18 protein-coding genes and 2 riboswitches are annotated in these 22,904 nt (G+C 62.7%); of the genes, 7 read left to right on the plus strand and 11 right to left on the minus strand.

What is annotated here, in order from left to right:
* Nucleotides 1-34: 34 nt before the first annotated feature.
* Nucleotides 35-337: a DUF1244 domain-containing protein gene (locus IVA95_RS21125; RefSeq protein WP_247512210.1), complete on the minus strand. Its 303-nt coding sequence runs from the start codon at nt 335-337 to the stop codon at nt 35-37.
* Nucleotides 338-537: 200 nt separating this feature from the next.
* Between IVA95_RS21125 and IVA95_RS21130 the strand changes: the two genes are divergently transcribed.
* Together IVA95_RS21130 and pyk are read left to right on the plus strand one after the other, a co-directional pair.
* A complete protein-coding gene (locus IVA95_RS21130; RefSeq protein ID WP_247512211.1) occupies nt 538-1,122 on the plus strand; it encodes a DUF1036 domain-containing protein in 585 nt (194 codons plus the stop codon).
* Nucleotides 1,119-2,552, plus strand: a complete 1,434-nt coding sequence (gene pyk, locus IVA95_RS21135) for a pyruvate kinase (protein WP_213253262.1) — start codon at nt 1,119-1,121, stop codon at nt 2,550-2,552. Before IVA95_RS21130 ends, pyk begins: the two co-directional genes overlap by 4 nt.
* 123 nt (nt 2,553-2,675) lie before the next feature.
* On the opposite strand, the gene IVA95_RS21140 is transcribed toward pyk, so the two are convergent.
* Both IVA95_RS21140 and IVA95_RS21145 read right to left on the minus strand, forming a co-directional pair.
* Nucleotides 2,676-3,101 (minus strand): OsmC family protein, encoded by a 426-nt coding sequence (locus IVA95_RS21140; protein WP_213253261.1) that lies wholly within the window; start codon nt 3,099-3,101, stop codon nt 2,676-2,678.
* A gap of 89 nt (nt 3,102-3,190) precedes the next feature.
* On the minus strand, nt 3,191-3,865 hold the full coding sequence (locus IVA95_RS21145) for a TetR/AcrR family transcriptional regulator (protein WP_247512212.1): 675 nt from the start codon (nt 3,863-3,865) through the stop codon (nt 3,191-3,193).
* Between the two features lie 347 nt (nt 3,866-4,212).
* On the opposite strand from IVA95_RS21145, the gene IVA95_RS21150 reads away from it, so the two are divergent.
* Nucleotides 4,213-5,025, plus strand: a complete 813-nt coding sequence (locus IVA95_RS21150; RefSeq protein WP_247512213.1) for a sialate O-acetylesterase — start codon at nt 4,213-4,215, stop codon at nt 5,023-5,025.
* A 54-nt stretch (nt 5,026-5,079) separates the two neighbouring features.
* On the opposite strand, the gene IVA95_RS21155 is transcribed toward IVA95_RS21150, so the two are convergent.
* The 3 genes from IVA95_RS21155 to IVA95_RS21165 all read right to left on the minus strand — a co-directional run bounded on the left by IVA95_RS21155 (nt 5,080) and on the right by IVA95_RS21165 (nt 10,616).
* On the minus strand, nt 5,080-6,303 hold the full coding sequence (locus IVA95_RS21155) for a glycosyltransferase family 87 protein (RefSeq protein ID WP_247512214.1): 1,224 nt from the start codon (nt 6,301-6,303) through the stop codon (nt 5,080-5,082).
* Nucleotides 6,304-6,553: 250 nt separating this feature from the next.
* On the minus strand, nt 6,554-7,684 hold the full coding sequence (locus IVA95_RS21160) for a ribonucleotide-diphosphate reductase subunit beta (protein ID WP_247512215.1): 1,131 nt from the start codon (nt 7,682-7,684) through the stop codon (nt 6,554-6,556).
* Between the two features lie 25 nt (nt 7,685-7,709).
* Nucleotides 7,710-10,616: a ribonucleoside-diphosphate reductase subunit alpha gene (locus tag IVA95_RS21165; protein ID WP_247512216.1), complete on the minus strand. Its 2,907-nt coding sequence runs from the start codon at nt 10,614-10,616 to the stop codon at nt 7,710-7,712.
* 115 nt (nt 10,617-10,731) lie between these two features.
* Nucleotides 10,732-10,952, minus strand: a riboswitch (cobalamin riboswitch).
* A 133-nt stretch (nt 10,953-11,085) separates the two neighbouring features.
* A riboswitch (cobalamin riboswitch) is annotated at nt 11,086-11,300 on the plus strand.
* A 139-nt stretch (nt 11,301-11,439) separates the two neighbouring features.
* Here IVA95_RS21165 and metE point away from each other — a divergent pair.
* Nucleotides 11,440-13,782: a 5-methyltetrahydropteroyltriglutamate--homocysteine S-methyltransferase gene (gene metE / locus IVA95_RS21170; protein WP_247512234.1), complete on the plus strand. Its 2,343-nt coding sequence runs from the start codon at nt 11,440-11,442 to the stop codon at nt 13,780-13,782.
* Between the two features lie 123 nt (nt 13,783-13,905).
* Nucleotides 13,906-14,106, plus strand: coding sequence for a hypothetical protein (locus IVA95_RS21175; RefSeq protein WP_247512217.1), 201 nt, complete (start codon nt 13,906-13,908; stop codon nt 14,104-14,106).
* A 162-nt stretch (nt 14,107-14,268) separates the two neighbouring features.
* Here IVA95_RS21175 and ftsH read toward each other — a convergent pair whose 3' ends face one another.
* Together ftsH and tilS are read right to left on the minus strand one after the other, a co-directional pair.
* The gene (gene ftsH, locus IVA95_RS21180) at nt 14,269-16,191 is read right to left on the minus strand and encodes an ATP-dependent zinc metalloprotease FtsH (RefSeq protein WP_247512218.1); all 1,923 of its coding nucleotides are present in this window, start codon (nt 16,189-16,191) and stop codon (nt 14,269-14,271) included.
* A 265-nt stretch (nt 16,192-16,456) separates the two neighbouring features.
* On the minus strand, nt 16,457-17,488 hold the full coding sequence (gene tilS, locus IVA95_RS21185; RefSeq protein WP_247512219.1) for a tRNA lysidine(34) synthetase TilS: 1,032 nt from the start codon (nt 17,486-17,488) through the stop codon (nt 16,457-16,459).
* Between the two features lie 219 nt (nt 17,489-17,707).
* On the opposite strand from tilS, the gene IVA95_RS21190 reads away from it, so the two are divergent.
* A complete protein-coding gene (locus IVA95_RS21190) occupies nt 17,708-18,979 on the plus strand; it encodes a DUF892 family protein (RefSeq protein WP_247512220.1) in 1,272 nt (423 codons plus the stop codon).
* A gap of 58 nt (nt 18,980-19,037) precedes the next feature.
* Here the strand turns inward: IVA95_RS21190 and ybgF are convergent, their stop codons facing one another.
* Complete coding sequence (ybgF, locus tag IVA95_RS21195) at nt 19,038-20,186, minus strand: tol-pal system protein YbgF (RefSeq protein ID WP_247512221.1); 1,149 nt, start codon at nt 20,184-20,186, stop codon at nt 19,038-19,040.
* A 182-nt stretch (nt 20,187-20,368) separates the two neighbouring features.
* Here ybgF and IVA95_RS21200 point away from each other — a divergent pair, with 182 nt between their 5' ends.
* On the plus strand, nt 20,369-21,292 hold the full coding sequence (locus tag IVA95_RS21200; protein ID WP_247512222.1) for an alpha/beta hydrolase: 924 nt from the start codon (nt 20,369-20,371) through the stop codon (nt 21,290-21,292).
* Between the two features lie 4 nt (nt 21,293-21,296).
* On the opposite strand, the gene pal is transcribed toward IVA95_RS21200, so the two are convergent.
* The gene (gene pal, locus IVA95_RS21205) at nt 21,297-21,788 is read right to left on the minus strand and encodes a peptidoglycan-associated lipoprotein Pal (protein ID WP_057838504.1); all 492 of its coding nucleotides are present in this window, start codon (nt 21,786-21,788) and stop codon (nt 21,297-21,299) included.
* 313 nt (nt 21,789-22,101) lie between these two features.
* Complete coding sequence (locus IVA95_RS21210; RefSeq protein WP_247512223.1) at nt 22,102-22,842, minus strand: hypothetical protein; 741 nt, start codon at nt 22,840-22,842, stop codon at nt 22,102-22,104.
* Nucleotides 22,843-22,904 lie beyond the last annotated feature (62 nt).

Consider the following 22,904-nt stretch of genomic DNA (forward strand, 5'->3'; position numbering starts at 1 on the left):
TTGGGTGCCATCAACGAGAGAGTAAGAACCGGACTCAATGCCCGGGATGAACCTTCTTCATTGCGGCTAGCTGCTCGGGCGTGGCGGTGCCCTGATATTTCGCCTTCCACTCCTCATAGGGCATGCCGTAGACCGCCTCGCGGCTCTCGTCCTTGCTGACGGCGACCCCCTTGGCGTCGGCCTCTTCCTTCATCCAGTTGGACAGGCAGTTGCGGCAGAAGCCCGCCAGATTCATCAGATCGATGTTCTGGACGTCGGTGCGGGCACGCAGGTGGTCGACCAGGCGCCGGAAAACGGCGGCTTCCAGTTCTGTTCTGGTTTTGTCGTCGATCGTCATGGTCTTGGATCCCGCGTCAGATGTGCCGAGCATATTGATATCAGGTGGGAATTGTCACAGATTTTGCCATATCTGCGCGCAAAATTGGCGTCTCATAAGGGAGTCTCGGTTTCCCATAGCGCGGGAAAGGCGTTTCCCGGCCGTTGACAGGCCCCGCCGGGTCACGCGAAATCATCAATGATTTGATATAGCTTCGCTGCATGATCGGAAAAGATTCGCGCTGCTTTTCTCCCCTCCCCGTTCGCGTGACCGCCGCCGGCCTTGCGCCGCTGCTTGCACTGGCGGTGGCGTGTCTGTGGAGCAGCTCGGCTGCGGCCGATTTCCGGCTCTGCAACAACACTTCCAGCCGGGTCGGCATTGCGCTGGGCTACAAGGATGCTGAGGGCTGGACCACCGAAGGCTGGTGGAACGTGTCGTCGCGCAGTTGCGAGACACTGCTGCGCGGAACTCTTGTTGCGCGCTATTATTACATCTACGCGCTTGACTATGACCGCGGCGGCGAATGGTCGGGGCAGGCCTTCATGTGTTCGCGTGACAAGGAATTCACCATCAAGGGCACCGAGAACTGCCTGGCGCGCGGCTATGACCGCACCGGGTTCTTCGAGGTCGATACAGGCGAACAGCGAGCGTGGACCGTGCAATTGACCGAAGCCAACGAGCAGCCCGCGCAGCGCGTGCCGGGAATTCCAGGCACAATGGGACCGGGGGGTCCGGGCGGGGTTCCCGGCCTGTCCAATCCGCCGGGCGGACCGGGTCTGCCGCCAGCCCCGGCGCCCAAGCAATGAGACGGCTTCGTCGTATCAAGATTCTCGCGACCCTCGGGCCGGCATCATCCGACAGCGCGATGATCCGGAAGCTGTTCGAGGCGGGTGCGGACGTGTTCCGCATCAACATGAGCCACACGCCGCACGACAAGATGCGCGAACTGGTCAATACCATCCGCAATGTCGAGAGCAGCTACGGCCGTCCGATCGGCATCCTCGTCGACCTGCAGGGTCCGAAGCTGCGGCTCGGTGCGTTCACCGAAGGTTCGACCCAGCTCAAGAACGGCCAGAATTTTGTACTCGATTCCGACAAGGCACCGGGAGACAACAACCGCGTGCAGTTGCCGCATCCGGAAATCCTCGCAGCACTTCGGCCGGGCCACGCGCTGCTGCTCGATGACGGCAAGGTGCGCCTGATCGCCGAGGAGACCTCGTCCGAACGCGCGGTAACGCGCGTGGTGATCGGCGGCAAGATGTCGGACCGCAAGGGCGTCAGCCTGCCCGATACCGACCTGCCGGTGTCGGCGATGACGCCGAAGGATCGGGCCGATCTCGAAGCAGCCCTGGTGACCGGTGTCGACTGGATCGCGCTCTCCTTCGTGCAGCGCGCCGAGGACGTCCATGAAGCCAAGCGGATGATCCGCGGCCGCGCCGCTGTCATGGCCAAGATCGAAAAGCCGCAGGCGATCGACCGGCTGGCCGAGATCATCGACGCTTCCGACGCGCTGATGGTCGCGCGCGGCGACCTCGGCGTCGAGTTGCCGCTGGAGCGGGTGCCGAGCCTGCAGAAACAGATGACGCGGATGGCGCGTCGCGCCGGCAAGCCGGTGGTGATCGCAACCCAGATGCTGGAATCGATGATCCAGGCGCCGGTGCCGACGCGCGCCGAAGTCTCCGACGTCGCGACCGCGGTTTACGAAGGTGCCGACGCCATCATGCTGTCGGCCGAGTCGGCCGCCGGCAAATTCCCGGTCGAGGCGGTCTCGACCATGAATCGCATCGGCGAGGAAGTGGAGCGCGATCCGACCTACCGCGCGGTACTGTCGGCGCAGCGGCCCGAACCCGAAAATACCGTCGGCGACGCTATTGCTGACGCCGCGCGGCAAATCGCCGAGACACTGGAATTGTCGGCGATCATCTGCTGGACCTCATCAGGCTCGACCGCGATCCGCGTGGCGCGCGAGCGGCCGAAGCTGCCGGTGGTCGCGATCACGCCAAATCTCGCGACGGGCCGCAAATTGTCTGTCGTCTGGGGCGTGCATTGCGTAGTGGCGGAAGATGCCCACGACCAGGACGACATGGTCGATCGCGCCGGCTCGATTGCCTTTCGTGACGGCTTCGCCAAGGCAGGCCAGCGCGTGATCATCGTCGCCGGTGTGCCGCTCCGCATCCCCGGCACCACCAACATGGTGCGGATCGCCAATGTCGAGCCGGAGGGCGGGGCGAAGTGACGGCGTAGCCGTCATTCCGGGGCGGCGCGAAGCGACGAACTCAGGTGCGCAATTGCGCACCTGAGAATCTCGAGATTCCGGGTTCGATGCTGCGCATCGCCCTGGAATGGCGGAGCAGCAGTACTACTGCAGCGTCGCGTCCAGCGTGATCTTGGTGTTCAGCAGTTTCGACACCGGGCAGCCGGCCTTCGCTTTGCCTGCCAGCTCCTGAAATTTTGCGTTGTCGGCGCCCGGAATCTTCGCGTTCAGCGTCAGATGAATCGAGGTGATGGCAAAGCCATCGTCCTGTTTTTCCAGCGTGACGTCGGCTTTCGTTTCCATGTGTTCGGCGGTGAGCTTGGCTTCACCCAGAATCAGCGACAGCGCCATAGTGAAGCACGCGGCGTGCGCCGCGCCGATCAGCTCTTCCGGATTGGAGCCGGCTTTGCCCTCGAATCGGCTCGAAAAGCCGTAGGGATAATCGTTCAGCGCGCCGCTTTTGGTCGAGATCGCGCCCTTGCCGTCCTTGATGCCGCCCTGCCATTTGGCGGACCCTGATGTCATGGTCATCGCATGCTCCTGATCGCGGGTTGCACCGTCGATAAGCCGCAGCGTGGCAAATGGTTGCGGCAAAGGCGTGTCGCAAAGGGGGGAAGTTTCTAGGCCCCGACCAGCGCCTTTGCCGGCAGCACCGCCTGCACGACGAGGCCGCGGGCGCGGGCATCCATCACGCCGACGGCGCGGAGCGCCAAAAGTGTGACCGTTTGCACGGCGTCGCGCAGCTTCGCGGGGTCATCCAGATTCTCGGGCGCCAGCGGGCCAACCAGTGATTCATGCAGCGCACCGAGCAGCGCGGTGGCGGCGAGCGCGGTATCCTGCGCCGGGAGATGGCCGGCACGCACCGCGGCGTCAATTCTGGCAGCGATCTCGCCGGAGATTTCGCGGCGGCTGGCAAGCCGCGACGCCGAGACATCGACATCAACGGGTTCGGCCAGAATGCCCCAGGCGAGCTTGCGCTGCGACAGCACATGCACGGCAACCGTGGTGACGGCGGCGGCGAGCGCCGACGACGGTCCCGGCGCCGCATCCGCCGCGCGGCGAATCGCGGCCAGCTCATCCCGCGAGACCTCGGCGATCAGTTCGGAAATCAGTTCGGCCTTGGAGGGGAAGTAACGATAGACGGTGCCGGCCGCGACACTGGCGCGGACCGCAACCGGGGCGATCTGCACCGCAGCCATGCCACCTTCGGCCGCAGCATCCCGCGCCGCCGCCAGAATGGCGTTACGCCGCGCCGCCAGCCGCTTTACGACTTGATGGGTTCGCCGATAGACCATGGCGCGTTTTCCGTCCCCGGGCGCGCCCTCGGGCCCCGCGGGCCTGCCAGAACGCGCACATCTTCAAAGTCTTGAGCGATAAGCGCTATCGCTTGAAGAAGTGAACAACTATTCACGGCTGATGACAAGACAGTTTTGCAACGCGGATCTGGAGAGGTTTTGCCGGCGGGGCTTGCGAACCATTAACAGGCTCTCAACGCTGGCCGGTTTAGCATGCGCCGAGTTGGGCAGCCTCAGATCGGTCGCGCTCGGCCCGGATTGGTAAACGCCGTCTGATGCAGGCCATTTGCGATGAGCGGGCGAACTGCGCGCTGGCGCGATCAGAATTACCTTGGAGAGCATTTCCATTGTTGCGCCTTGTCGCGTTCCTGATTGGTGGCCTTGTGATCGGCACGGTTGCTGGCAAGCTACTGACGTCGAGCGCCCACCAGATCGATTTGGCCACGGTTGCGCCGCCGGCGCGTGTCGAACGGTCCTGTGCCCACGCGTCCGGCAACACGGCAATCATCGTCGTGCACGGCCAGAGCAATGCGGGCAATTGGGGTAGCGTCCGATATACCGCGCGCGAAGCCGTCGACAATTTCGACCCACTCACAGGCAAATGCTTCGCTGCCGCCGATCCCCTGCTGGGTGCCGATGGCATAGGCGGGAGCTTTGCAACACGGCTCGGCGACATTCTGATCCAGGCCGGGCGCTACGATCGCGTGATCGTCGTACCCCTTGCCATTGGCAGCGCCTCACTTTCGGTCCTGAACAATGAGCGGGCGGATTGGATCACAAACGCCATCTCGAAGCTGAAGGAAGCGGGCCTGACGCCGACGCATTTTCTATTTCAGCAAGGTGAAACGGACGCGCGGTCAACGATATCAGCGGAAGAATATATCTCGCTATTGCATCAGCTCGTGAATCGATTTCGAGTGGCTGGGTTCGATGCGCCCTTTTATCTGTCACGCAGCACAAAATGCGGCATGGCCGAGCCGAAGAACACGGCTGCGGTACGTGCCGGTCAATTATCCGCTGTCGACGACGCACTCAACATCCGTCAAGGGCCCGACACCGACACGATCGGAAATGACGGCCGCAACCCCTCCGACGGTTGTCACATGAACGAGATCGGTACGCTCGCCAACGCCGCTCTCTGGGCGGCATTCATCAAGTAGCGGTTGATGACCTGACGTCTTGACGCGCGATGACCGGCGTCACGTCGGGCCGTTTCACGCCCCTGCCGCAGCCAATGCCGGCGCCGTCTCGCGCCGCCACCAGGGACCGGCGCGGCGCAGGACCAGACCGCCCACGATCAGCGTGGCGCCAAGGCCCGTCGGAATGCCGGTGAACATGTAGCAGCCGATGAGGGCAATGACGGCGCCCAACGCGGGAAGCTCGTAGGCACGAAAGCCGCTCTTCAATCCGATGCGGACCAGGAAGCCTATCGGGATCGCCAGCACCATCATGTCGTACATGAAGAGATAGGGCGTGGTCAGCAGCGTACCGGCGGCAAGCGCTGCCGCCTTCAACGTGTAGGGCACGCGGCTTCGCCACATCAGCGCCAGCACCACGGCAACGGAGGCGGTGAGAACCCACTGGAACGCCCAGCCGAGCGGCTCGCTGCCGCCGAAGTAACGCACCAGTGAGAAAATGCTCTGCAGCTTCCACCATGTGGCTTTGCCCTCGGTCAGGAAGGCTTGCGAGAATCTCGGCATCCAGTGGAAGAACGCCAGCCAGCTTTCGATGCCGAAAGCGAGCCATGAGGCAAACGCCACCACGACCGCCGTGACGCCGGCACTGATGAACACCCGCCAATGCGCCGCCGCGATCAGCACAACCGGAAACAGCAACCCGTATTGCGGCTTGTAGGTCAATAGCCCGAGGCAAATGCCTGCAAGAACCGGCCGAATGGGGATCAGATAGAGCGTGCCGCCGATCATCGCCGCGGTCAGGAAGCCGTTCTGCCCGACATAGGAATTCACCAGCACCGTCGGAATTGCGAGCGCGAGCAGAAGGCCGAAATTGCGGCCTACGATCGCGCGCATGGCGGCGAGGTAGGGAAGCATGCTGACATATACCCAGCCGGCATAGCCTACCGAAAAGGGCAGCATCGCCAGCAGCGAAGCGACGAACAGGAACGGCGGCGGATAGTGCCAGGCAAAATAGCCGACGAAATCCTGACCGAGCTTGGCGACCTCGATCTGCTTCTGGATGTCCCAATCATAGGCCTGCGCCGGAACGCCATCGAGCACCAGACGGCCCGCGGCCCAGACGTTGATGAAGTCAGTCGGAATACCCAGGCCCTTCGCGTCGTAAATCCACCAGCTTGAGAAATACGCCACCGGGCAAAGGACCAGGTTGGCCATTGCCAGCGCAAGGCACACCTTCACGAGCCACTCGGGAATCGGAGCTTGGTCGCGGGCGGTTTTGGGCGTGGAAAGAGAGGCGGTCATGCGCGGTCCTTGCCTGGCGCGCCTGTCCGAAGACGCACGCCTTCAAGCAATAGGCCGGACTGATTTGAGGAAATCTTAAGTTTTCAGGCGCAAGCGGCGGTTTTTCCGGTCGTCCCTCGAACGCAGGGACCCACAACCACCGGAGCTAGTTATTTACAAAGAGCGCCCACCTAAGTGCCTCATTGAGAAATCACGCGGTATGGGTCTCCCGCGTCCGCGGGGACGACGTGTTGGGAGAGTATGGCTTCCCCTACTCCCAACTCAGCGCACCGCCGTTCTGGTACTCGATCACCCGCGTCTCGAAAAAATTTTTCTCCTTCTTCAGGTCCATCGCTTCCGACATCCAGGGGAACGGATTCTCAATCTCGTCGAACACCCGCTGAAGCCCGAGCTGCGCGCACCGGCGATTGGCGATGAAGTGCATGTAGCTCTCGCACAGCGCCGCATTCAGCCCGAGGAAACCGCGTGGCATGGTATCCCGCCCGTAGGCCGCTTCCAGTTCAGCCGCCTCGTGCAGCATGGCGCGGACTTCGTCCTGGAATGCGCTGGTCCACAGATGCGGGTTTTCGATCTTGATCTGGTTGATGACGTCGATACCGAAATTCAGGTGAATCGATTCATCGCGCAGGATGTATTGGTACTGCTCGGCGATGCCCACCATCTTGTTGCGGCGGCCGAGCGAGAGGATCTGCGCAAAGCCCGTATAGAACCACATGCCCTCGAAGATCACGTAGAAGGCTACGAGATCGCGCAGGAACGCCTGGTCGGCTTCCGGCGTCCCGGTCCTGAAGTCGGGATCGTCGAGATGCTGCGTATGCCTGAGCGCCCAGGCCGCCTTGTCAGTAATCGACGGCACCTCGCGATACATGTTGAACAGCTCGCCCTCGTCCAGCCCCAAACTCTCGACGATGTATTGGAAGGTGTGGGTGTGCACGGCTTCCTCGAAGGATTGCCGCAGCAGATATTGCCGGCACTCCGGATTGGTCAGATGGCGGTAGATCGCCAGCACGATGTTATTGGCGACCAGGCTTTCGGAAGCCGCGAAGAAGCCGAGATTGCGCTTGATGGCGCGGCGCTCGTCTTCCGTCAGCCCATCGCGCGATTTCCATAGCGCGATATCGGCCTGCATGGAAACTTCGGTCGGCATCCAATGATTGTTGCAGCCGGCGAGATATTTCTCCCAGGCCCATTTGTATTTCAGCGGCAGCAGCTGATTGACGTCGGCACGGCAGTTGATCATCCGCTTGTCGTCGACAGACACCCGCCCGCCGTGGCGATCGATCGTGCCGAGGCCGGTTTGTTCGGCCTGGCTAACGGATTGCGCAACGAAGGGCGGCTGCGGCTGACGCGGGGATGCGGATGGTTCGGACCAGTCGAGCATTGTGGTTTCCTTTTGTTCTTGCTGCTTACTGGCAGGCTTCGCATTCGGGATTATCGATCGAGCACGCCACCGCACCGGTTAAATCCGGCGCGGTGGCGGCCGGCGCGACGATGATCGGGGCTGGAGCCATCATCGTCACGGACGCGACGCTGTTGAGCTTGCCGTCGGTCCCCCGGAGCGTGGACTTTTCGACATGCGTCGCGCTGCGCGAGCGCAGGTAATAGGTCGTCTTCAACCCGCGCGCCCACGCCAGCCGATAAAGCGCATCAAGCTTCTTGCCCGAGGGGTTGGCGATATAGAGGTTGAGCGACTGCGACTGGTCGATCCATTTCTGCCGCCGCGACGCCGCCTCGATCAGCCAGGCGCTGTCGATCTCGAATGCGGTCGCATAGAGCGCCTTGAGGTCGTCGGGAATGCGATCGATGGCCCCCAAGCCGCCGTCGAAATATTTGAGGTCGTTGACCATCACCTCGTCCCACAGCCCGCGCGCCTTGAGGTCGCGGACCAGGAATTCGTTCACCACCGTGAAGTCGCCGGACATGTTGGATTTGACATAAAGGTTCTGGTAAGCAGGCTCGATCGACTGCGCGACGCCGCAGATGTTGGAAATCGTCGCGGTCGGCGCGATCGCCATCACGTTCGAATTGCGCATGCCTGATAATTTGACGCGCTCGCGCAAGGTATTCCAGTCGAGCGTCATGCTGCGGTCCATCGCGAGACCGCCGCGGGCTGCCGCCAACAGTTCGATCGAATCGATCGGCAAAATGCCGCGGCTCCACAGCGAGCCGTCAAACGACGGATAGCGCCCGCGCTCGGCGGCCAGATCGACGGAAGCCGAGATGGCGTAATAGGAAATCATCTCCATGCTGGTATCGGCGAATGTTACCGCCGCATCGGAAGCCATCGCGATCCGCATCGCCTGCAGCGCATCCTGAAATCCCATCAGCCCGAGGCCGACCGGGCGGTGCCGCAGGTTCGAGCGCCGCGCTTCGGGGATGGTGTAGAAATTGATGTCGATGACATTGTCGAGCATCCGCATCGCAATGGTCACGCTGCGCTTCAGCCGCGCCTCATCCAGCCGGCCTTCCCGCACGTGGTTGAGCAGGTTGATCGAGCCGAGATTGCAGACGGCGGTCTCGTCGTCGGACGTATTGAGCGTGATCTCGGTGCAGAGGTTTGAAGAATGAATCACGCCAGCATGGCGCTGCGGCGAGCGTAGATTGCAGGGATCCTTGAACGTGATCCAGGGATGCCCGGTCTCGAACAGCATGGTCAGCATTCTGCGCCAGAGATCGGTGGCGCGGATCTGCTTGAACACGCGGATATCGCCCCGCGCCGCCTTGGCTTCGTAAGCCGCGTAACGCTCGGCGAATGCCTCGCCGTAGAGGTCATGCAGATCGGGCGTCTCGTCCGGCGAGAACAGCGTCCATTCGCCGTCGGCCTCGACGCGCTGCATGAACAGGTCGGGCACCCAGTTCGCCGTGTTCATGTCATGGGTGCGGCGGCGATCGTCGCCGGTGTTCTTGCGCAGGTCCAAAAATTCCTCGATGTCGATGTGCCAGGTTTCGAGATAGGCGCAGACCGCGCCTTTGCGTTTGCCGCCCTGGTTGACGGCGATCGCGGTGTCGTTGGCCACCTTTAGAAACGGCACCACGCCCTGGCTTTCGCCATTGGTTCCCTTGATGTGCGCGCCGAGCCCACGCACGCGGGTCCAGTCGTTGCCGAGCCCACCGGAATATTTTGCGAGCAGCGCATTGTCCTTGACCGACTTGAAGATGCCGTCGAGGTCGTCGGCGATGGTGGTGAGAAAGCAGGACGACAATTGCGGCCGCAGCGTGCCGGAATTGAAAAGCGTCGGCGTCGAGGCCATGAAGTCGAACGACGACAGCAAATCGTAGAACTCGATCGCGCGCGCCTCGCGGTCGATCTCGCGGATCGCCAGCCCCATCGCGACCCGCATGAAGAACGCCTGCGGCAGCTCGATGCGATTGCCGTGCACATGCAGGAAATAGCGGTCGTACAGCGTCTGCAGACCCAGAAACTGGAACGCCAGGTCGCGTTCCGGCTTCAATGCCGCGGCAAGCTTTTTCAGGTCGAAGCGCGCCAGATCGGGATCGAGCAGTTCGGCCTTGATGCCGGCCTTGATGTAGGCCGGAAAGTACTCGCCGTAGCGCTCGGCCATCTCGGCCTGCGATGCGCTGCTCGGCGTATTATGCACGAAAGACAGCACCTCGGTGCGCAGCTTGTCGAGCAAGAGCCGCGCGCTCACATAGGCGTAGTTCGGCTCCTGCTCCACCAGCGTGCGCGCGGCCATCACCGACGCCAGCGCCAGTTCGTCCTCGCTGATGGCGTCATAGAGATTGCGCTGCGTCTCGGCGAGCACCGCGGTGGCGCCGACGCCCTGAAGGCCAGTGCAGGCTTCTTCGATGATCAGCGTCAGCCGCGCGATATCGAGCGGGACCTGCACGCCACTGGCCAGCGTGACACGTAACGAGGGCTTCCCCGATGGCTGGGCGGCCATGGCCGCGTCCTGTCCGGCACGCTGGCGCGTGCGTTCCTCGCGATAGAGCACATAGGCGCGCGCGACCTTGTGATGCTCGCTGCGCATCAAGGCGAGCTCGACCTGGTCCTGCACGTCCTCGATATGAAAGGTGCGGCCCTCGCTCATCCGGCGCGACAGCGCGCCGACGACTTCGGCGGTCAATTGCTCGACGATTTCATGCACCCGGCGGGAGGCCGCCGCGCCATGTCCCTCGACCGCGAGAAACGCCTTGGTCATCGCGACCGAAATCTTGCTGGCGTCGAATTTCGAAACCGTGCCGTTGCGACGAATCACCTGCATCGGCGGCTGCGCTTCCGAGGCGGCAAGCGATTCGGGCAGCAATCGGAGGAATGGAGCGGCGCTGGCTTCGCGATCGAGAGAGAGTGACATCAAGAGACCCCGTGATGGTGTTGGGGCTGGATGTCAGAGAGGACGCTGCTTCAAGTGCACGGGCTGGAAATGCCGGCATGAATCTGCAAGCGCCGCCGGGACACCCCGCCCGTGGACGTTTTTTCGGTGTCGCGGCAGGTCTCCTGGCTCGCAGGTCGCCGTTGTCCCCGTGTCTTCCCAATGCGATGCCGCATCAGTGACGTAAGATTCGGAAACAACTCACTGCTTACAGTTGCGGGGGCAGCGCCGGATTCTCGCGCATTACGCGCGATACACCGGCTTCCCTCTTAGCCACCATGTGTTGGGTCATGGCGGACCGTGACAGCTATATCTCGTGTTATTCGCGTCCGCCTGTCAATGGGAAGAGCAGGTGATGTGCAAGAATTTCGGCGAGGGAACTCTCGGCTGTGAACAACGATTACAACGCGCCGGCGAATATCGCCGAGTTGACGCGCCTGCCGCGTTGCCGATAAGTGGACCCTGTCGTGGTTCTTCGGGAGACGTTCTTCCGAAGCTAAGAGGGAAGCCGGTGCGGCCGAAAAGCCAAAGCCGGAGCTGCCCCCGCAACTGTAAGCGGCGAGCCGCTGTCCAATGAAGTCACTGAAGCCTCACGAGGTTTCGGGAAGGCCGGACAGCAGCATTGACCCGCGAGCCAGGAGACCTGCCTCGACAACATACACGTCCTCGGGCGGGGTGTCCCGGTGGTGCGGTTGCGATTTTCCGCGCGCGCTCTGCCGTTCGCGAAAATCCAGACGTGTCACTTCGGCCTTTGCCCCCAACTTTTGGGGTTAAGCCAATGTCTGGTTCTACGTCTTCTTCCACAATCTCCACTTCCTCACTTCCCGTTGCCTCCCTTGGCACGCCGCGCATCGGTCCGCGCCGCGAGCTGAAATTCGCGCTGGAGAGTTTCTGGTCGGGCGCAACCGACGAGAGGGCGCTGATCGAAACCAGCGTCGGGCTTCGCGCCGCCAACTGGGCGCGCCAGAAAAAGCTTGGCGTCACCGTGATCCCGTCGAACGATTTCTCGTTCTACGACCAGGTGCTCGACACATCCGTGATGGTTGGTGCGATTCCGGAAATCTATCGCTGGAACGGCGGGCCGGTCTCCCTCGCGACTTACTTTGCGATGGCACGCGGCGCGCAAGGCAAGGCGCGTGAAGCGAGCTGCGGCCATATCAATCACGGACACGACGCCGCGCATGGCGTGCCGGCGCTCGAGATGACAAAATGGTTCGACACCAACTACCACTACATGGTGCCCGAACTGGCCAAGGATCAGAAATTTGTCCTCGCCTCGCGCAAGCCGATCGAGGAATACGAGGAAGCCAAGGCGCTGGGTTATCAGACCCGCCCTGTGCTGGTCGGGCCGGTCACGTTTCTCAAACTCGCCAAGAGCAAGAATGCCGGTTTCAATCCGCTGTCCCTGCTTGATCGCTTGGTGCCGGTTTACATCGAGGTCCTGCGCGAACTCGCCTATCGCGGCGCGAAATGGGTGCAGATCGACGAGCCATGTCTCGTGCTCGATCTCGACGTCGTCGCCCGGCAGGCACTGCATTATGCCTATGCGGAGATCGCGAGCGCAGTACCGCAGCTCAAGATCATGCTGGCGACCTATTTTGGCGGGCTGGGCGCCAACCGCGACCTCGCGCTGTCCCTTCCCATCGCCGGCCTGCATCTCGATCTGGTGCGCGCGCCGGAGCAGATCGACGAGCTCGCCGGTTTTCCTGATGACCGCGTGCTGTCGCTCGGAATCATCGACGGCCGTAACATCTGGCGCGCTGATTTGAGCCGGCTTCTCGACCGGTTTGAGCCCGTGATCGCCAAACTTGGCAAGCATCGTGTGCAGAGCGCCCCCTCCTGTTCGCTACTGCATGTCCCGATCGACCTCTCACTTGAGACCGGGCTCGATCCCGAAATCAAAAGCTGGCTGGCATTTTCGGTGCAGAAGCTCGAGGAACTGGCCGCGCTCGGAACGGCGCTCGCCAGCGGCCGCGCAGCGGTCGAGGCCACTCTGAAAGCCTCAGACCAGGCGGCAGCCTCCCGCAAGGCGTCGCCGCGCATTCACGACGCGAAGGTAGCGGCACGCGTTGCTGGCATCAATGAGCCGATGCGCTTCCGCTCCAGCGTCTTCGCTGAACGCGCCACCGTTCAGCGCGAGCGCTTCAACCTGCCGGCGTTCCCGACCACGACCATCGGCTCGTTCCCGCAAACCGCCGATGTCAGGAACGCCCGCTCCGCTCACGCCAGGGGAGCCCTGACGGACGAAGCCTATAAGCTCTACCTACAGAACCAGACGGCCCGCGCGGTACGCTGGCAGGAAAATATCGGGCTGGACGTGCTCGTCCATGGCGAGTTCGAGCGCAATGACATGGTGCAGTATTTCGGCGAACAACTCGCAGGCTTCGCCTTCACCACACACGGCTGGGTGCAATCCTACGGATCGCGCTACGTTCGCCCGCCGGTCTTGTTCGGTGATGTCTCGCGGCCGAAGCCGATGACGGTCGAGTGGTGGCAATACGCCCAATCGCTGACGAAAAAACCGATGAAGGCGATGCTCACCGGCCCCGTCACCATTCTGAATTGGTCGTTCGTCCGCGACGACATTCCGCGCAGCGAAGCCTGCCGGCAGATCGCGCTCGCGATCCGCGATGAGGTGGCCGATCTCGAAGCCGCCGGCGCCGGCATGATCCAGATCGACGAGGCGGCGCTGCGGGAGGGCCTTCCGCTGCGCAAGTCCGAATGGCAGGCCTATCTGGATTGGGCCGTCGACGCTTTCCGCCTCTGTTCGTCCGGCGTGCGCGACGAGACGCAGATCCACACTCACATGTGCTACTCGGAGTTCAACGACATTATCGGCGCGATCGGCGCGATGGACGCCGACGTGATCTCGATCGAGACCTCGCGTTCGAAGATGGAACTGCTCGACGCCTTCAGGGACTACCGGTACCCGAACGAAATCGGCCCCGGCGTCTACGACATCCATTCGCCGCGCGTGCCTGACATCGAGGAGATGACGGCTCTGCTGAAGCTCGCCCGGACGCGGCTATCCGATACCCAGATATGGATCAATCCGGATTGCGGACTGAAGACCCGCAAATGGGAGGAGGTACGGCCCGCGCTCGTCAATATGGTCGCGGCGGCCCGCGAATTGCGGGCATCCGTGTAGCGCAAGAAGCCTCTAATCTTACTGCGGCTGCGTAGGGTGGGCAAAGGCGCACTTGCGCCGTGCCCACCATCTATCCGAGATCGTTGGTGTGCCCACCCTACGGCCCTCATCAAGGAGAACGTCATGCGCTTCTGGATCGAATGCACGCGATTTGAGACGGGGCAATCTATCCACATCAACATTGCCCTGGTCGGCAGCATGTGGCGCGAAGGCGAGCGCACCATGCTCGCCTTCGTCGGCGGCGACGGGCAAAAGGTGGAAGTGGTCGAGACGCCGGAACACATTCTGGCCGTACACCTCGGGGCGACGGCCGCGGCGCCATGACGGTTCGAAAATCAATCCCGTTTGTGTAATCACCAAAGCGCTCCCAGCTCTCGTCGTTAATACGCATGAACCAGCAAGGCAGCGGCGCAAAGAGGACCCGATCGCAAGCATAAAAAAACGCGGCGTCGCCGCCGCGTTTTTATTCAGAAGGCAGTCCCGCTGTTACGCCTGGGGCTGCGGCTCCAGACCCGGGTCCGGATCGGGACGCGGACGCGGCTTGCCGGCGGGGGGTACGGCGGAGGCGCGCGGCGTGCTCGGCTCCAGCACCGACTCGCGGTTGGGCTTCTTGCCCTTCAAGAGATCGATGATCTCGTCGCCGCTCAGCGTTTCGAATTCGAGCAGGCCCTTGGCGAGCGTCTCGAGATCCTGGCGCTTCTCGGTGAGGATTCGGGTGGCCTCGTTGTAGCCTTCCTCGACCAGCCGCTTGATCTCCTTGTCGATCTTCTGGACGGTCGCTTCCGAGGCATTCTGCGTGCGCGACACCGACATGCCCAAGAACACCTCGTCCTGGTTTTCGCCGTAGGACACGGTGCCGAGTTCTTCCGACAGGCCCCAGCGCGTCACCATCATGCGCGCCAGACGCGTCGCCTGCTCGATGTCGGAGGCCGCGCCCGAGGTGACCTTTTCGCGGCCGAAGACTAGTTCTTCGGCGACGCGACCGCCCATCATGATGGCGAGACGTGACGTCATCTGCTCGAGCGACATCGACAGCTTGTCGCGTTCGGGAAGTTGCATCACCATGCCGAGCGCGCGGCCGCGCGGAATGATCGTCGCCTTGTGGATCGGATCGGTCGCGACGACGTTGAGGCCGACGATGGCGTGGCCGCCCTCGTGATAGGCCGTCAAGAGCTTCTCTTCCTCAGTCATGACGAGCGACTTGCGCTCGGCACCCATCATCACCTTGTCCTTGGCCTCTTCGAACTCGGCCTGCGTCACCATCCGCTTGTTGCGGCGGGCAGCGGTCAGTGCGGCCTCGTTGACGAGGTTCATCAGGTCGGCGCCGGAGAAGCCCGGCGTGCCGCGCGCGATGGTCTTGAGGTTGATATCCGGCGCCAGCGGCACCTTGCGAACGTGAACTTTCAGGATCTGCTCGCGGCCGACGACGTCCGGGTTCGGCACCACCACCTGGCGGTCGAAACGGCCGGGACGCAGCAGCGCGGGATCCAGCACGTCGGGCCGGTTGGTCGCGGCGATCAGGATCACGCCTTCATTGGCTTCAAAACCGTCCATCTCGACCAGCAACTGGTTGAGCGTCTGTTCGCGCTCGTCATTGCCGCCGCCCAAGCCCGCGCCGCGATGACGGCCGACCGCGTCGATTTCATCGATGAAGATGATGCAGGGCGCATTCTTCTTGGCCTGCTCGAACATGTCACGGACACGGGAAGCGCCGACGCCGACGAACATTTCGACGAAGTCAGAACCCGAGATCGTGAAGAACGGCACGTTGGCTTCGCCCGCGACCGCGCGCGCAATCAGCGTCTTGCCGGTACCGGGAGGGCCGACCAGCAGCACGCCGCGCGGAATCCGTCCGCCGAGGCGCTGGAATTTTCCAGGGTCGCGCAGGAATTCGACGATCTCCTGCAGGTCCTGCTTGGCTTCGTCGACACCCGCGACGTCCTCGAAGGTGACGCGGCCATGGGCCTCCGTCAGCATCTTGGCGCGCGATTTGCCAAAGCCCATCGCCTTGCCGGCACCGCCCTGCATCTGGCGGGACAGGAAGATCCAGACGCCGATCAGCGCGATGAAGGGCAGCCAGGAAACGAGCAGCGACACGAACCACGGCACGTTATCGCCGGGCGGCTTGGCGGTGATCGAGACCTTGCCGTCATAGAGACGCTTCACCAGCGTCGGATCATTCGGTGCATAGGTCTGGAACGAGGAGCCGTTGGTAAAGGTACCGTGGATTTCCGGCCCCTGGATCACGACGTCGCGCACGCGGTTCTGATCGACCTCGCTCAATAGCTGCGAAAACGTGATGTCCTGCGAAGACGTGCGCTGACCCGGATTCTGGAAAAGCGTGAACAATGCCAACAGCAGCAAGACAATGATGACCCAGAGGGCGAAGTTGCGCAGATTGGCGTTCATTGATCTTCCTTCGTGGTCGCGCGGATCGCGGCCGTATGTCCTTGATAGTAACCCTAGAATATTCCTTGGGTAGTGAGGCGAGAATCCCGGTCCACTACACCCAATCTAGGTGGCGCCCGGGTCAATGCCAAGGGAACCATACGGGACTATTTAACGCATCTTAACGCGATTCCCGTTCAAAAAATGGCGCAAAAGGCCAGGGTTTTTCCGGGTGGTTAAGGCTCTCCGTCCCGATATTACGGATACTGGGAGATAGGAACGCCTGTCACGCCCGGCTAGCCCGCGGCGGCGCTGCATCGACATAAATTCGGCCGCCGGTAAGGCTGATTGCGGCCCCAGCAAGCGTCTGTTTCAGTCTTGATTGCTTTTGGCCGTTCGCAATGGCGTTGTCCAGTACCGCCAGCAGCGCCTCGACCTTGCCGAGTTCCGCGGGTCCTTCGTGACCGGCCCGGTCAATGGCGCGCTTGAGCAGCCGAAGCCGGATTTCCTCGGGCAGACCGGCAAACGCCTGGGCATCGAAACCGAAGCGTGCCGCATCATCACGATCTCTCACGGCGAGATAGCGCTCGGCGCCGTCGGCCAACACCTCAATCGCGGCATTCGCCCGCGCCAGCCTTGATGCCAACCGCGCCAGATTTCGGCTGTCACCGCCCTCCTCTGCCAAAGCCGGCATCAATGCACGCAGCCGCGGCCGCGTGAAGCTCATGTCGCGATTGGTGGGATCGTCGGCAAAGGCGATCTTTGCCTTGTCCAGCGTCGCGACAAGCCGGGACTTCGGGATGTCCAGCAACGGCCGCGCCAGCCACACGCCCTCGCGCTCACTCTCGCGCGCGATCGCCGCGAGACCGGCGATGCCGCTGCCGCGCAACATCCGCATCAACAATGTCTCGGCCTGATCATCGCGGGTATGCGCGGTCAGGATGTGCGTCGCGCCGCTCGCCCGCGCAGCTTTCGCCAGCAGGCGGTAACGGGCCTCCCGCGCGGCAGCCGGCAATCCGGTCTTTGGCTTGGTCCCGGTCCAGCGTAGCGTGCGATGGGGCAGATCGAGCGAGCGGGCGAGGCGCTTGACGTTGCGCGCCTCGCGCGCGGCCTCCGGCCGCAGGCCGTGATCGACAGTGATGGCGATCAGTCGCGGCCCCTGCGTGAGGGAGCGTCGCCATCGCGCGGCGAGCCACATCAGTGCAATCGAGTCGGGACCGCCGGACACTGCCAGCACGAGCGCGGGCGCAGCCTTCCAGCCCGCGAACAGGCGTTTCGCCTCGCTCGCCGAAATGGGGGATAGGTCGAAATCAGGCATAGCCCTGCCGGCGCCATGAAAACCCTATGTTTGGAGCGATCTGCCGATTACCGCAAGGCACTTGGCACTCCCATCAATCTGCTGCTGCGCCAGAAGGCTGCCGCCCCTTTGAAGTTCCGATTGAGCCAGCGCGTCGCTGCGGATCACACGCATCAGTTTAGGAACAAAGCGCAGAGCGTGCCGTTCGGGAGTCTTCATCCCAACCTTCGAGGCCCTCCCATGTATCACCACGTCAAGAAACTGATGTTCACCGTTCGCGTCGACGAACCCGATCCGCGCTTTGGCAACATGCTTCTCGAGCAGTTCGGCGGCGCAAACGGCGAACTCGCTGCCGCGATGCAGTATTCGATACAGGGCCTCAATTGCGAGGATCCGGATCGCAAGGACCTGCTGATGGACATCGGCACCGAGGAACTCAGCCATCTCGAGGTAGTCGGCACCCTGGCGCGCATGCATCTCAAGCCGGCAAAATTCGACCGTCAGGCCGCCGAAGCCGATCCGCTCATCGCCATTGCGGGCGGTGGCGGGGTCAACCTGTTCAACTCGCAAGGCAACGCGTGGACAGCCGACTACCTGAAGATAACAGGAGAGCTCGACGTCGATCTGCGCAGCAACATCGCGGCCGAGGCGCGAGCCAAGATCGTCTACGAGCGGCTGATCAATTTCTGCGACGATGCCGGCACCAAGGACGCGCTGCAGTTCCTGATGACCCGCGAGATCACCCACATGAAGGCGTTCGCTCTGGCGCTCGAAAGCATGAACAAGCCGGCCTTCAGCGTCGGCCGCATCGCGCCAACGCCGGGATTGGTCGACCAGTTCTTCAACGATTCCACCGGCACCGGCGAGCATGGCGAAATCGACACGCGCGGCCCATGGAACGAAGGCAACGGCTGGGTATTCACGGAATCTCCGGCCATTCAGGCCGAACCGGGCGCCGGCACCGTCATCGTCACAGAAAGTTCTCCGCCGGTCGATGAAGCCGGACTCGAGGATCTCTTGATCAATGAGCTCCGCGACATCCTGCACGCTGAGAAACAGCTCACCAAGGCGCTTCCGAAAATGGCCCAGGCAGCACGCTTCGATCAACTGCGCGAGCTGTTCGAGCAGCATCTCGCCGAGACCGAGAACCAGGTCGAACGCATCAACGAGTGCTTCGAATTGCTCGGCAAGACAGCCCGCGCGAAGCCCTGCAAGGGGATGATGGGGCTAGTCCAGGAAGGCCAGGAGGTCATGGCCGAAGGCGAGGAAAAGGAAGACGCCGCGGCCGATCTGGCGCTGATCGGTGCCGCCCAGCGCGTCGAGCACTATGAAATCTCCGCCTACACAACGGCGAAGAATCTCGCCCAGCAATTACGCCACAGCGCGGTCGTCGCCTTGCTGTCCAAGTCGCTCGCCGAGGAAGAAAATTCGGATCAGCTTCTCAACCAGGTGGCGCGGTCGCTGATGTCGGTGGCTAAGATGCCGGCTGCGATCGAGCAAGCCGAACAATAGACAGCAAGGTGCAAGGGGTCTCTGCTGCGGGCCACCGAGGCTGCAGCAGAGATCGCGGTTAGCATTTGACCCGCTTTTGCTCACGATCGACGGCGGCTTTGACGCCGGCAGATGCGCGCGGATATTTCCGCGTGACTTCGCCGAGCGCCGCGCAGGCGGCTTCCTTTTCCTTCAGCGCCGCAAGCGATTGGCCGAGCCGCAGCAGCGCGTCCGGCGCCTTGCCTGATTTGTCGAACTTGGTGGTCACGCCAAGAAACGCTTCCGCGGCGTCACGATATTGCTGGCGCTGGAAATAGCTTTCGCCGAGCCAGTATTGCGCATCGCCAATCAGCGGATCGCTCGGATATTTCTGCGCAAAATTCTTCATGGTCTCTTCGGCCAGCGCGTAATCCTTGCGCTGCATGTAGCCGATGCCGAGATCGAACTCGTCCTTGGATGTGGCCGAGGGCGGCAACGTGGTCAGCGCAGCGGTGGCGCCGGGCCCCGGGCCGCGCGGCGGCGGTGCGGCTGCAGCGGGCGGCGGCAAGGCACCACCGGGGTCGCGCGGACCGCCGAGATTGAGCGGCTCACCCGGTCCGCGTCCACCGGGGGCGCCGACCGAAGCTTCGTTCGAGACCGGCAATTGGCCGCCGCCGAGTGCACGCGGCGCACCGGGAGCGTTGGGATTCTGGTTGGGGTCGAAGGCATCGCCGCGGCGCCGGCTGCCGACCGCCGGGGCTGCCGGCTCCTGCACGATGGGCGCCGGCGAGGCGATCTGCGGTTGCCGGTCATAGCCGGGTTGAGTCTGCGGATAGCCCTGCGGCTGGCGCGCCCCCTGCTGCGGATAACCTTGTTGCGGATAGCCCTGTTGCCCCTGCGGCGGGCCGGGCTGAACTGGAGGCGGCGCCGCGGCCACGTTGGGCTGCGCACCCGGAGGCTGGCCGCCCGGCGCAGGCGGTGCGCCGCCGAGCTGCCGCAGCCTATCCTCAAGCTGGCGGTTGCGGTACTGCAGTTCCTCGTTCTGGCCGGTCAGTTGCCGGAGCTGGTTTTCCAACCGCTGGATCCGCATCTCCAGATCGGCGTCGTCGGACTGCGCCTGGACCTGCGGGGAGCCTTGCGGAGAACGCTCCCACGGGAACGTGATCTGTGCGGACGAGGTCTGCACAGACAAAGCCAGCATCGCGGCAATTGCCGCGGCGCCGGCAGCATTGAGGAATCTGGATGACATTTTGCCCTGACGACGAAAATCACGTGGTCAAACGAAAGCAGAACACATTGAGAGAGGGAGTACGCCGGAATTGTGACTGGCGTTTCCGAATCGGTTTGCTGCATCCCGGTATGGTTTAGTATCTGCTGCAAGACAAGCCGCCCGGTCCGGCAGTCTGTTCACAAATCGAGGGAGACCCGCTCATGCACGTGTCTGTGAACGGAGTGCGGCTGTTCTTCGACGTCGAGGGCGCGAAATTCGTCCCCGACGGCCCGGTGATGCGGGAAAAACCGGTGCTCTTGATGCTGCATGGCGGCCCTGGCGCCGACCACTCGATCTACCGGCCCGCCTACTCCGCCTTGGCCGACATCGCCCAGGTCGTCTATCTCGACCATCGTGGCAACGGCCGCAGCGAGGATGGTCCACGAGAGGGCTGGAATCTGGCGCAATGGGGCGATGACGTGCGCGCCTTCTGCGAGGTGCTCGGCATCGTCGATCCGATCGTGCTCGGCGCGTCGTTCGGCGGCATGGTCGCACTTGCCTATGCCACGCGCCATCCGGATCACCCTTCCAGACTGATCCTCATCAGCACCGAGGCCGCCGGTGGTTCCTATCGGGAACGGCGCGTAGCGCTGTTTGAGCGCTTCGGTGGGCCGGAAGTGGGTGCGCTGGCTCGGCGCCGATTTCTGGCGCCTGAAGGCGCCCTGGATCAGACAGAGCGCGACGCCTGGCTGCGGCTCGCCATGCCGGTCTATACGCGAATGCCGCGCGATCCGGACATGGCGAGGCGTGCGGTCAATCGCCGAGAGGTGGCGCTGCACTGGTTCGCAAGACCCGACGGCGAGAGCGACAGCTTCAACATGTTTCCGGATCTCGGTCGCATCCGCTGTCCAACACTCGTGCTCGGCGGCGAGGACGATCCGATGCATCCGATCGAGAGCCAGGCGGATATCGCCGCCGCGCTGCCGCCGCGTCTCGTGCAGTTCGAGCGCTTTGCCGGTTGCGGCCACGGCGTGATCAATGATGCCCCCGAACGCACGCTGGCCGTTATCCGCGATTTCATCCTGCGCCCAAAAATAAAGCCGACGCCCGAAGGCGCCGGCTTTCAAACTCTGCCAAAGGCCTGACGGCTCAGGCGCCGGCGTTCAGCACCGTGACCGCGCGGCGGTTCTGCGACCAGCAGGAGATGTCGTTACAGACCGCCACCGGGCGCTCCTTGCCGTAGGAGATCGTGCGCATGCGGTTCGGGTCGATGCCGCGCGAGGCGAGATAGCTGCGCACCGACTGGGCGCGGCGTGCGCCGAGCGCGATGTTGTACTCGCGGGTGCCGCGCTCGTCGGCATGGCCTTCGATGGTGAAGGAATAGCGGTTGTAGGTCTGCAGCCACTGCGCCTGCTTCTCCAGGGTGGCGATCGCCTGCGGGCTCAGATCGGTCTGGTCGCTCTCGAAGAACACGCGGTCGCCGACATTAACCACGAAATCCTGCTGGCTGCCCGGGGTTGCCGCACTGGCCATCGCGCCATCGGCGCCGACATTGTTCTTGGCGCAGGCGCCCATCGACAGCGCCACAGCGACCACGGCCGCCAGCTTCCATCCCTGGAGGATACGCATCTGGTATTTCATTCCGGAGCCTCCAACGCTCACGTTTTTCGACTGTTATCCGGTCTACAGGTGGATGGTTAAGCGAACGTTCCGTCAACCTTGATGGAACCTTGCCAGACCCGATCAAATGCCGACAACCCGTGAAAAGCGACTGCGATAGTTAATGATTTGTAAATGTGGCGCGAGGGTGAAGGCAAGCGCGCATGGGCCGAAATCACCGGATTTGCGGCGTTTCGGCAACGGTGGCCCCAGAACGGTGGCCCAAGAATGGCGAGTCGCGGAAATTCGGATAGGGCCTATGCCGGATGGTCTGATCCGCCGTTGTCCGGCCGGTTCAGGAAGTCGGAACGATCGAGGCCTGCTCGAAGGATGTGACGACACGGCGCGGCGAGGAATGGCGCTCGCCGGCGCGCTGGAACAGCATCCGCCGCTCGACGGACGTCGAACGCATGATGGGAAAACGGGTCATGACCTTTTCCCGCACGGCCCGGTAATCGGACGCCATCAATGCCACCTTTGGCAAAAAGCCCGGAAACGAACGCGGTTCGGCGATGACCTCGGACATGAAGACCCGGCGATAGAACGCCTGGTGCTCGGCACGAACGAGCGCCAGCCCGGTATCGGCGTTGAAATGCTCGCATGCCAGATAGGCCAGCCGCACCGTCAGGTAGGGAAGGTCAGGAAACCGCCTCGTTTTTTCGGGGTCCGCTGCCAAACGAAGCGGATCGATGAAAACTTCGCCTTGATCGAGGCGCGGGTGAAGAACATCGCCGAACAAGTCGGCTGAACCGGAAATCCGACATTCTGACGTCACGACGTTGAGGCGGATCGAACTACAGAGTTCTCCGTCAACATAGATTCCGAATATCCAGGCGTTGGGCGCATCGTCGTAACGATCGCTGACGCGCTGAGACTCCGACGGCGAGGTTACTCCGCCGTGGAGATAGGCTTTGTAACGCATCAAATAGATGCAATCTTTTTCCTCGGGAGTTTCCATGAGTCGGTAATCGACGCGATCAGATAACCCTGACTCCGGCGCAAAGAGCGAAGTGCGCGGTTCGGCTCTGGCCTTCATCTGTACTCCTAATCTTTCCATAACAACTTCTACGAGTGCGAAAAGATTAACGGTCCCTTAAC

This window comes from Bradyrhizobium sp. 157, from assembly GCF_023073815.1.
Classification (GTDB): Bacteria; Pseudomonadota; Alphaproteobacteria; order Rhizobiales; family Xanthobacteraceae; genus Bradyrhizobium.

Excerpts from the sequence above, each read along its gene's own strand:
- IVA95_RS21125 (WP_247512210.1), bottom strand. The coding sequence starts at position 337 with ATGACGATCGACGACAAAACCAGAACAGAACTGGAAGCCGCCGTTTTC.
- IVA95_RS21130 (WP_247512211.1), top strand. The coding sequence starts at position 538 with ATGATCGGAAAAGATTCGCGCTGCTTTTCTCCCCTCCCCGTTCGCGTG.
- pyk (WP_213253262.1), top strand. The coding sequence starts at position 1,119 with ATGAGACGGCTTCGTCGTATCAAGATTCTCGCGACCCTCGGGCCGGCA.
- IVA95_RS21140 (WP_213253261.1), bottom strand. The coding sequence starts at position 3,101 with ATGACCATGACATCAGGGTCCGCCAAATGGCAGGGCGGCATCAAGGAC.
- IVA95_RS21145 (WP_247512212.1), bottom strand. The coding sequence starts at position 3,865 with ATGGTCTATCGGCGAACCCATCAAGTCGTAAAGCGGCTGGCGGCGCGG.
- IVA95_RS21155 (WP_247512214.1), bottom strand. The coding sequence starts at position 6,303 with ATGACCGCCTCTCTTTCCACGCCCAAAACCGCCCGCGACCAAGCTCCG.
- IVA95_RS21160 (WP_247512215.1), bottom strand. The coding sequence starts at position 7,684 with ATGCTCGACTGGTCCGAACCATCCGCATCCCCGCGTCAGCCGCAGCCG.
- IVA95_RS21165 (WP_247512216.1), bottom strand. The coding sequence starts at position 10,616 with ATGTCACTCTCTCTCGATCGCGAAGCCAGCGCCGCTCCATTCCTCCGA.
- IVA95_RS21175 (WP_247512217.1), top strand. The coding sequence starts at position 13,906 with ATGCGCTTCTGGATCGAATGCACGCGATTTGAGACGGGGCAATCTATC.
- ftsH (WP_247512218.1), bottom strand. The coding sequence starts at position 16,191 with ATGAACGCCAATCTGCGCAACTTCGCCCTCTGGGTCATCATTGTCTTG.
- tilS (WP_247512219.1), bottom strand. The coding sequence starts at position 17,488 with ATGCCTGATTTCGACCTATCCCCCATTTCGGCGAGCGAGGCGAAACGC.
- IVA95_RS21190 (WP_247512220.1), top strand. The coding sequence starts at position 17,708 with ATGTATCACCACGTCAAGAAACTGATGTTCACCGTTCGCGTCGACGAA.
- ybgF (WP_247512221.1), bottom strand. The coding sequence starts at position 20,186 with ATGTCATCCAGATTCCTCAATGCTGCCGGCGCCGCGGCAATTGCCGCG.
- IVA95_RS21200 (WP_247512222.1), top strand. The coding sequence starts at position 20,369 with ATGCACGTGTCTGTGAACGGAGTGCGGCTGTTCTTCGACGTCGAGGGC.
- pal (WP_057838504.1), bottom strand. The coding sequence starts at position 21,788 with ATGAAATACCAGATGCGTATCCTCCAGGGATGGAAGCTGGCGGCCGTG.
- IVA95_RS21210 (WP_247512223.1), bottom strand. The coding sequence starts at position 22,842 with ATGAAGGCCAGAGCCGAACCGCGCACTTCGCTCTTTGCGCCGGAGTCA.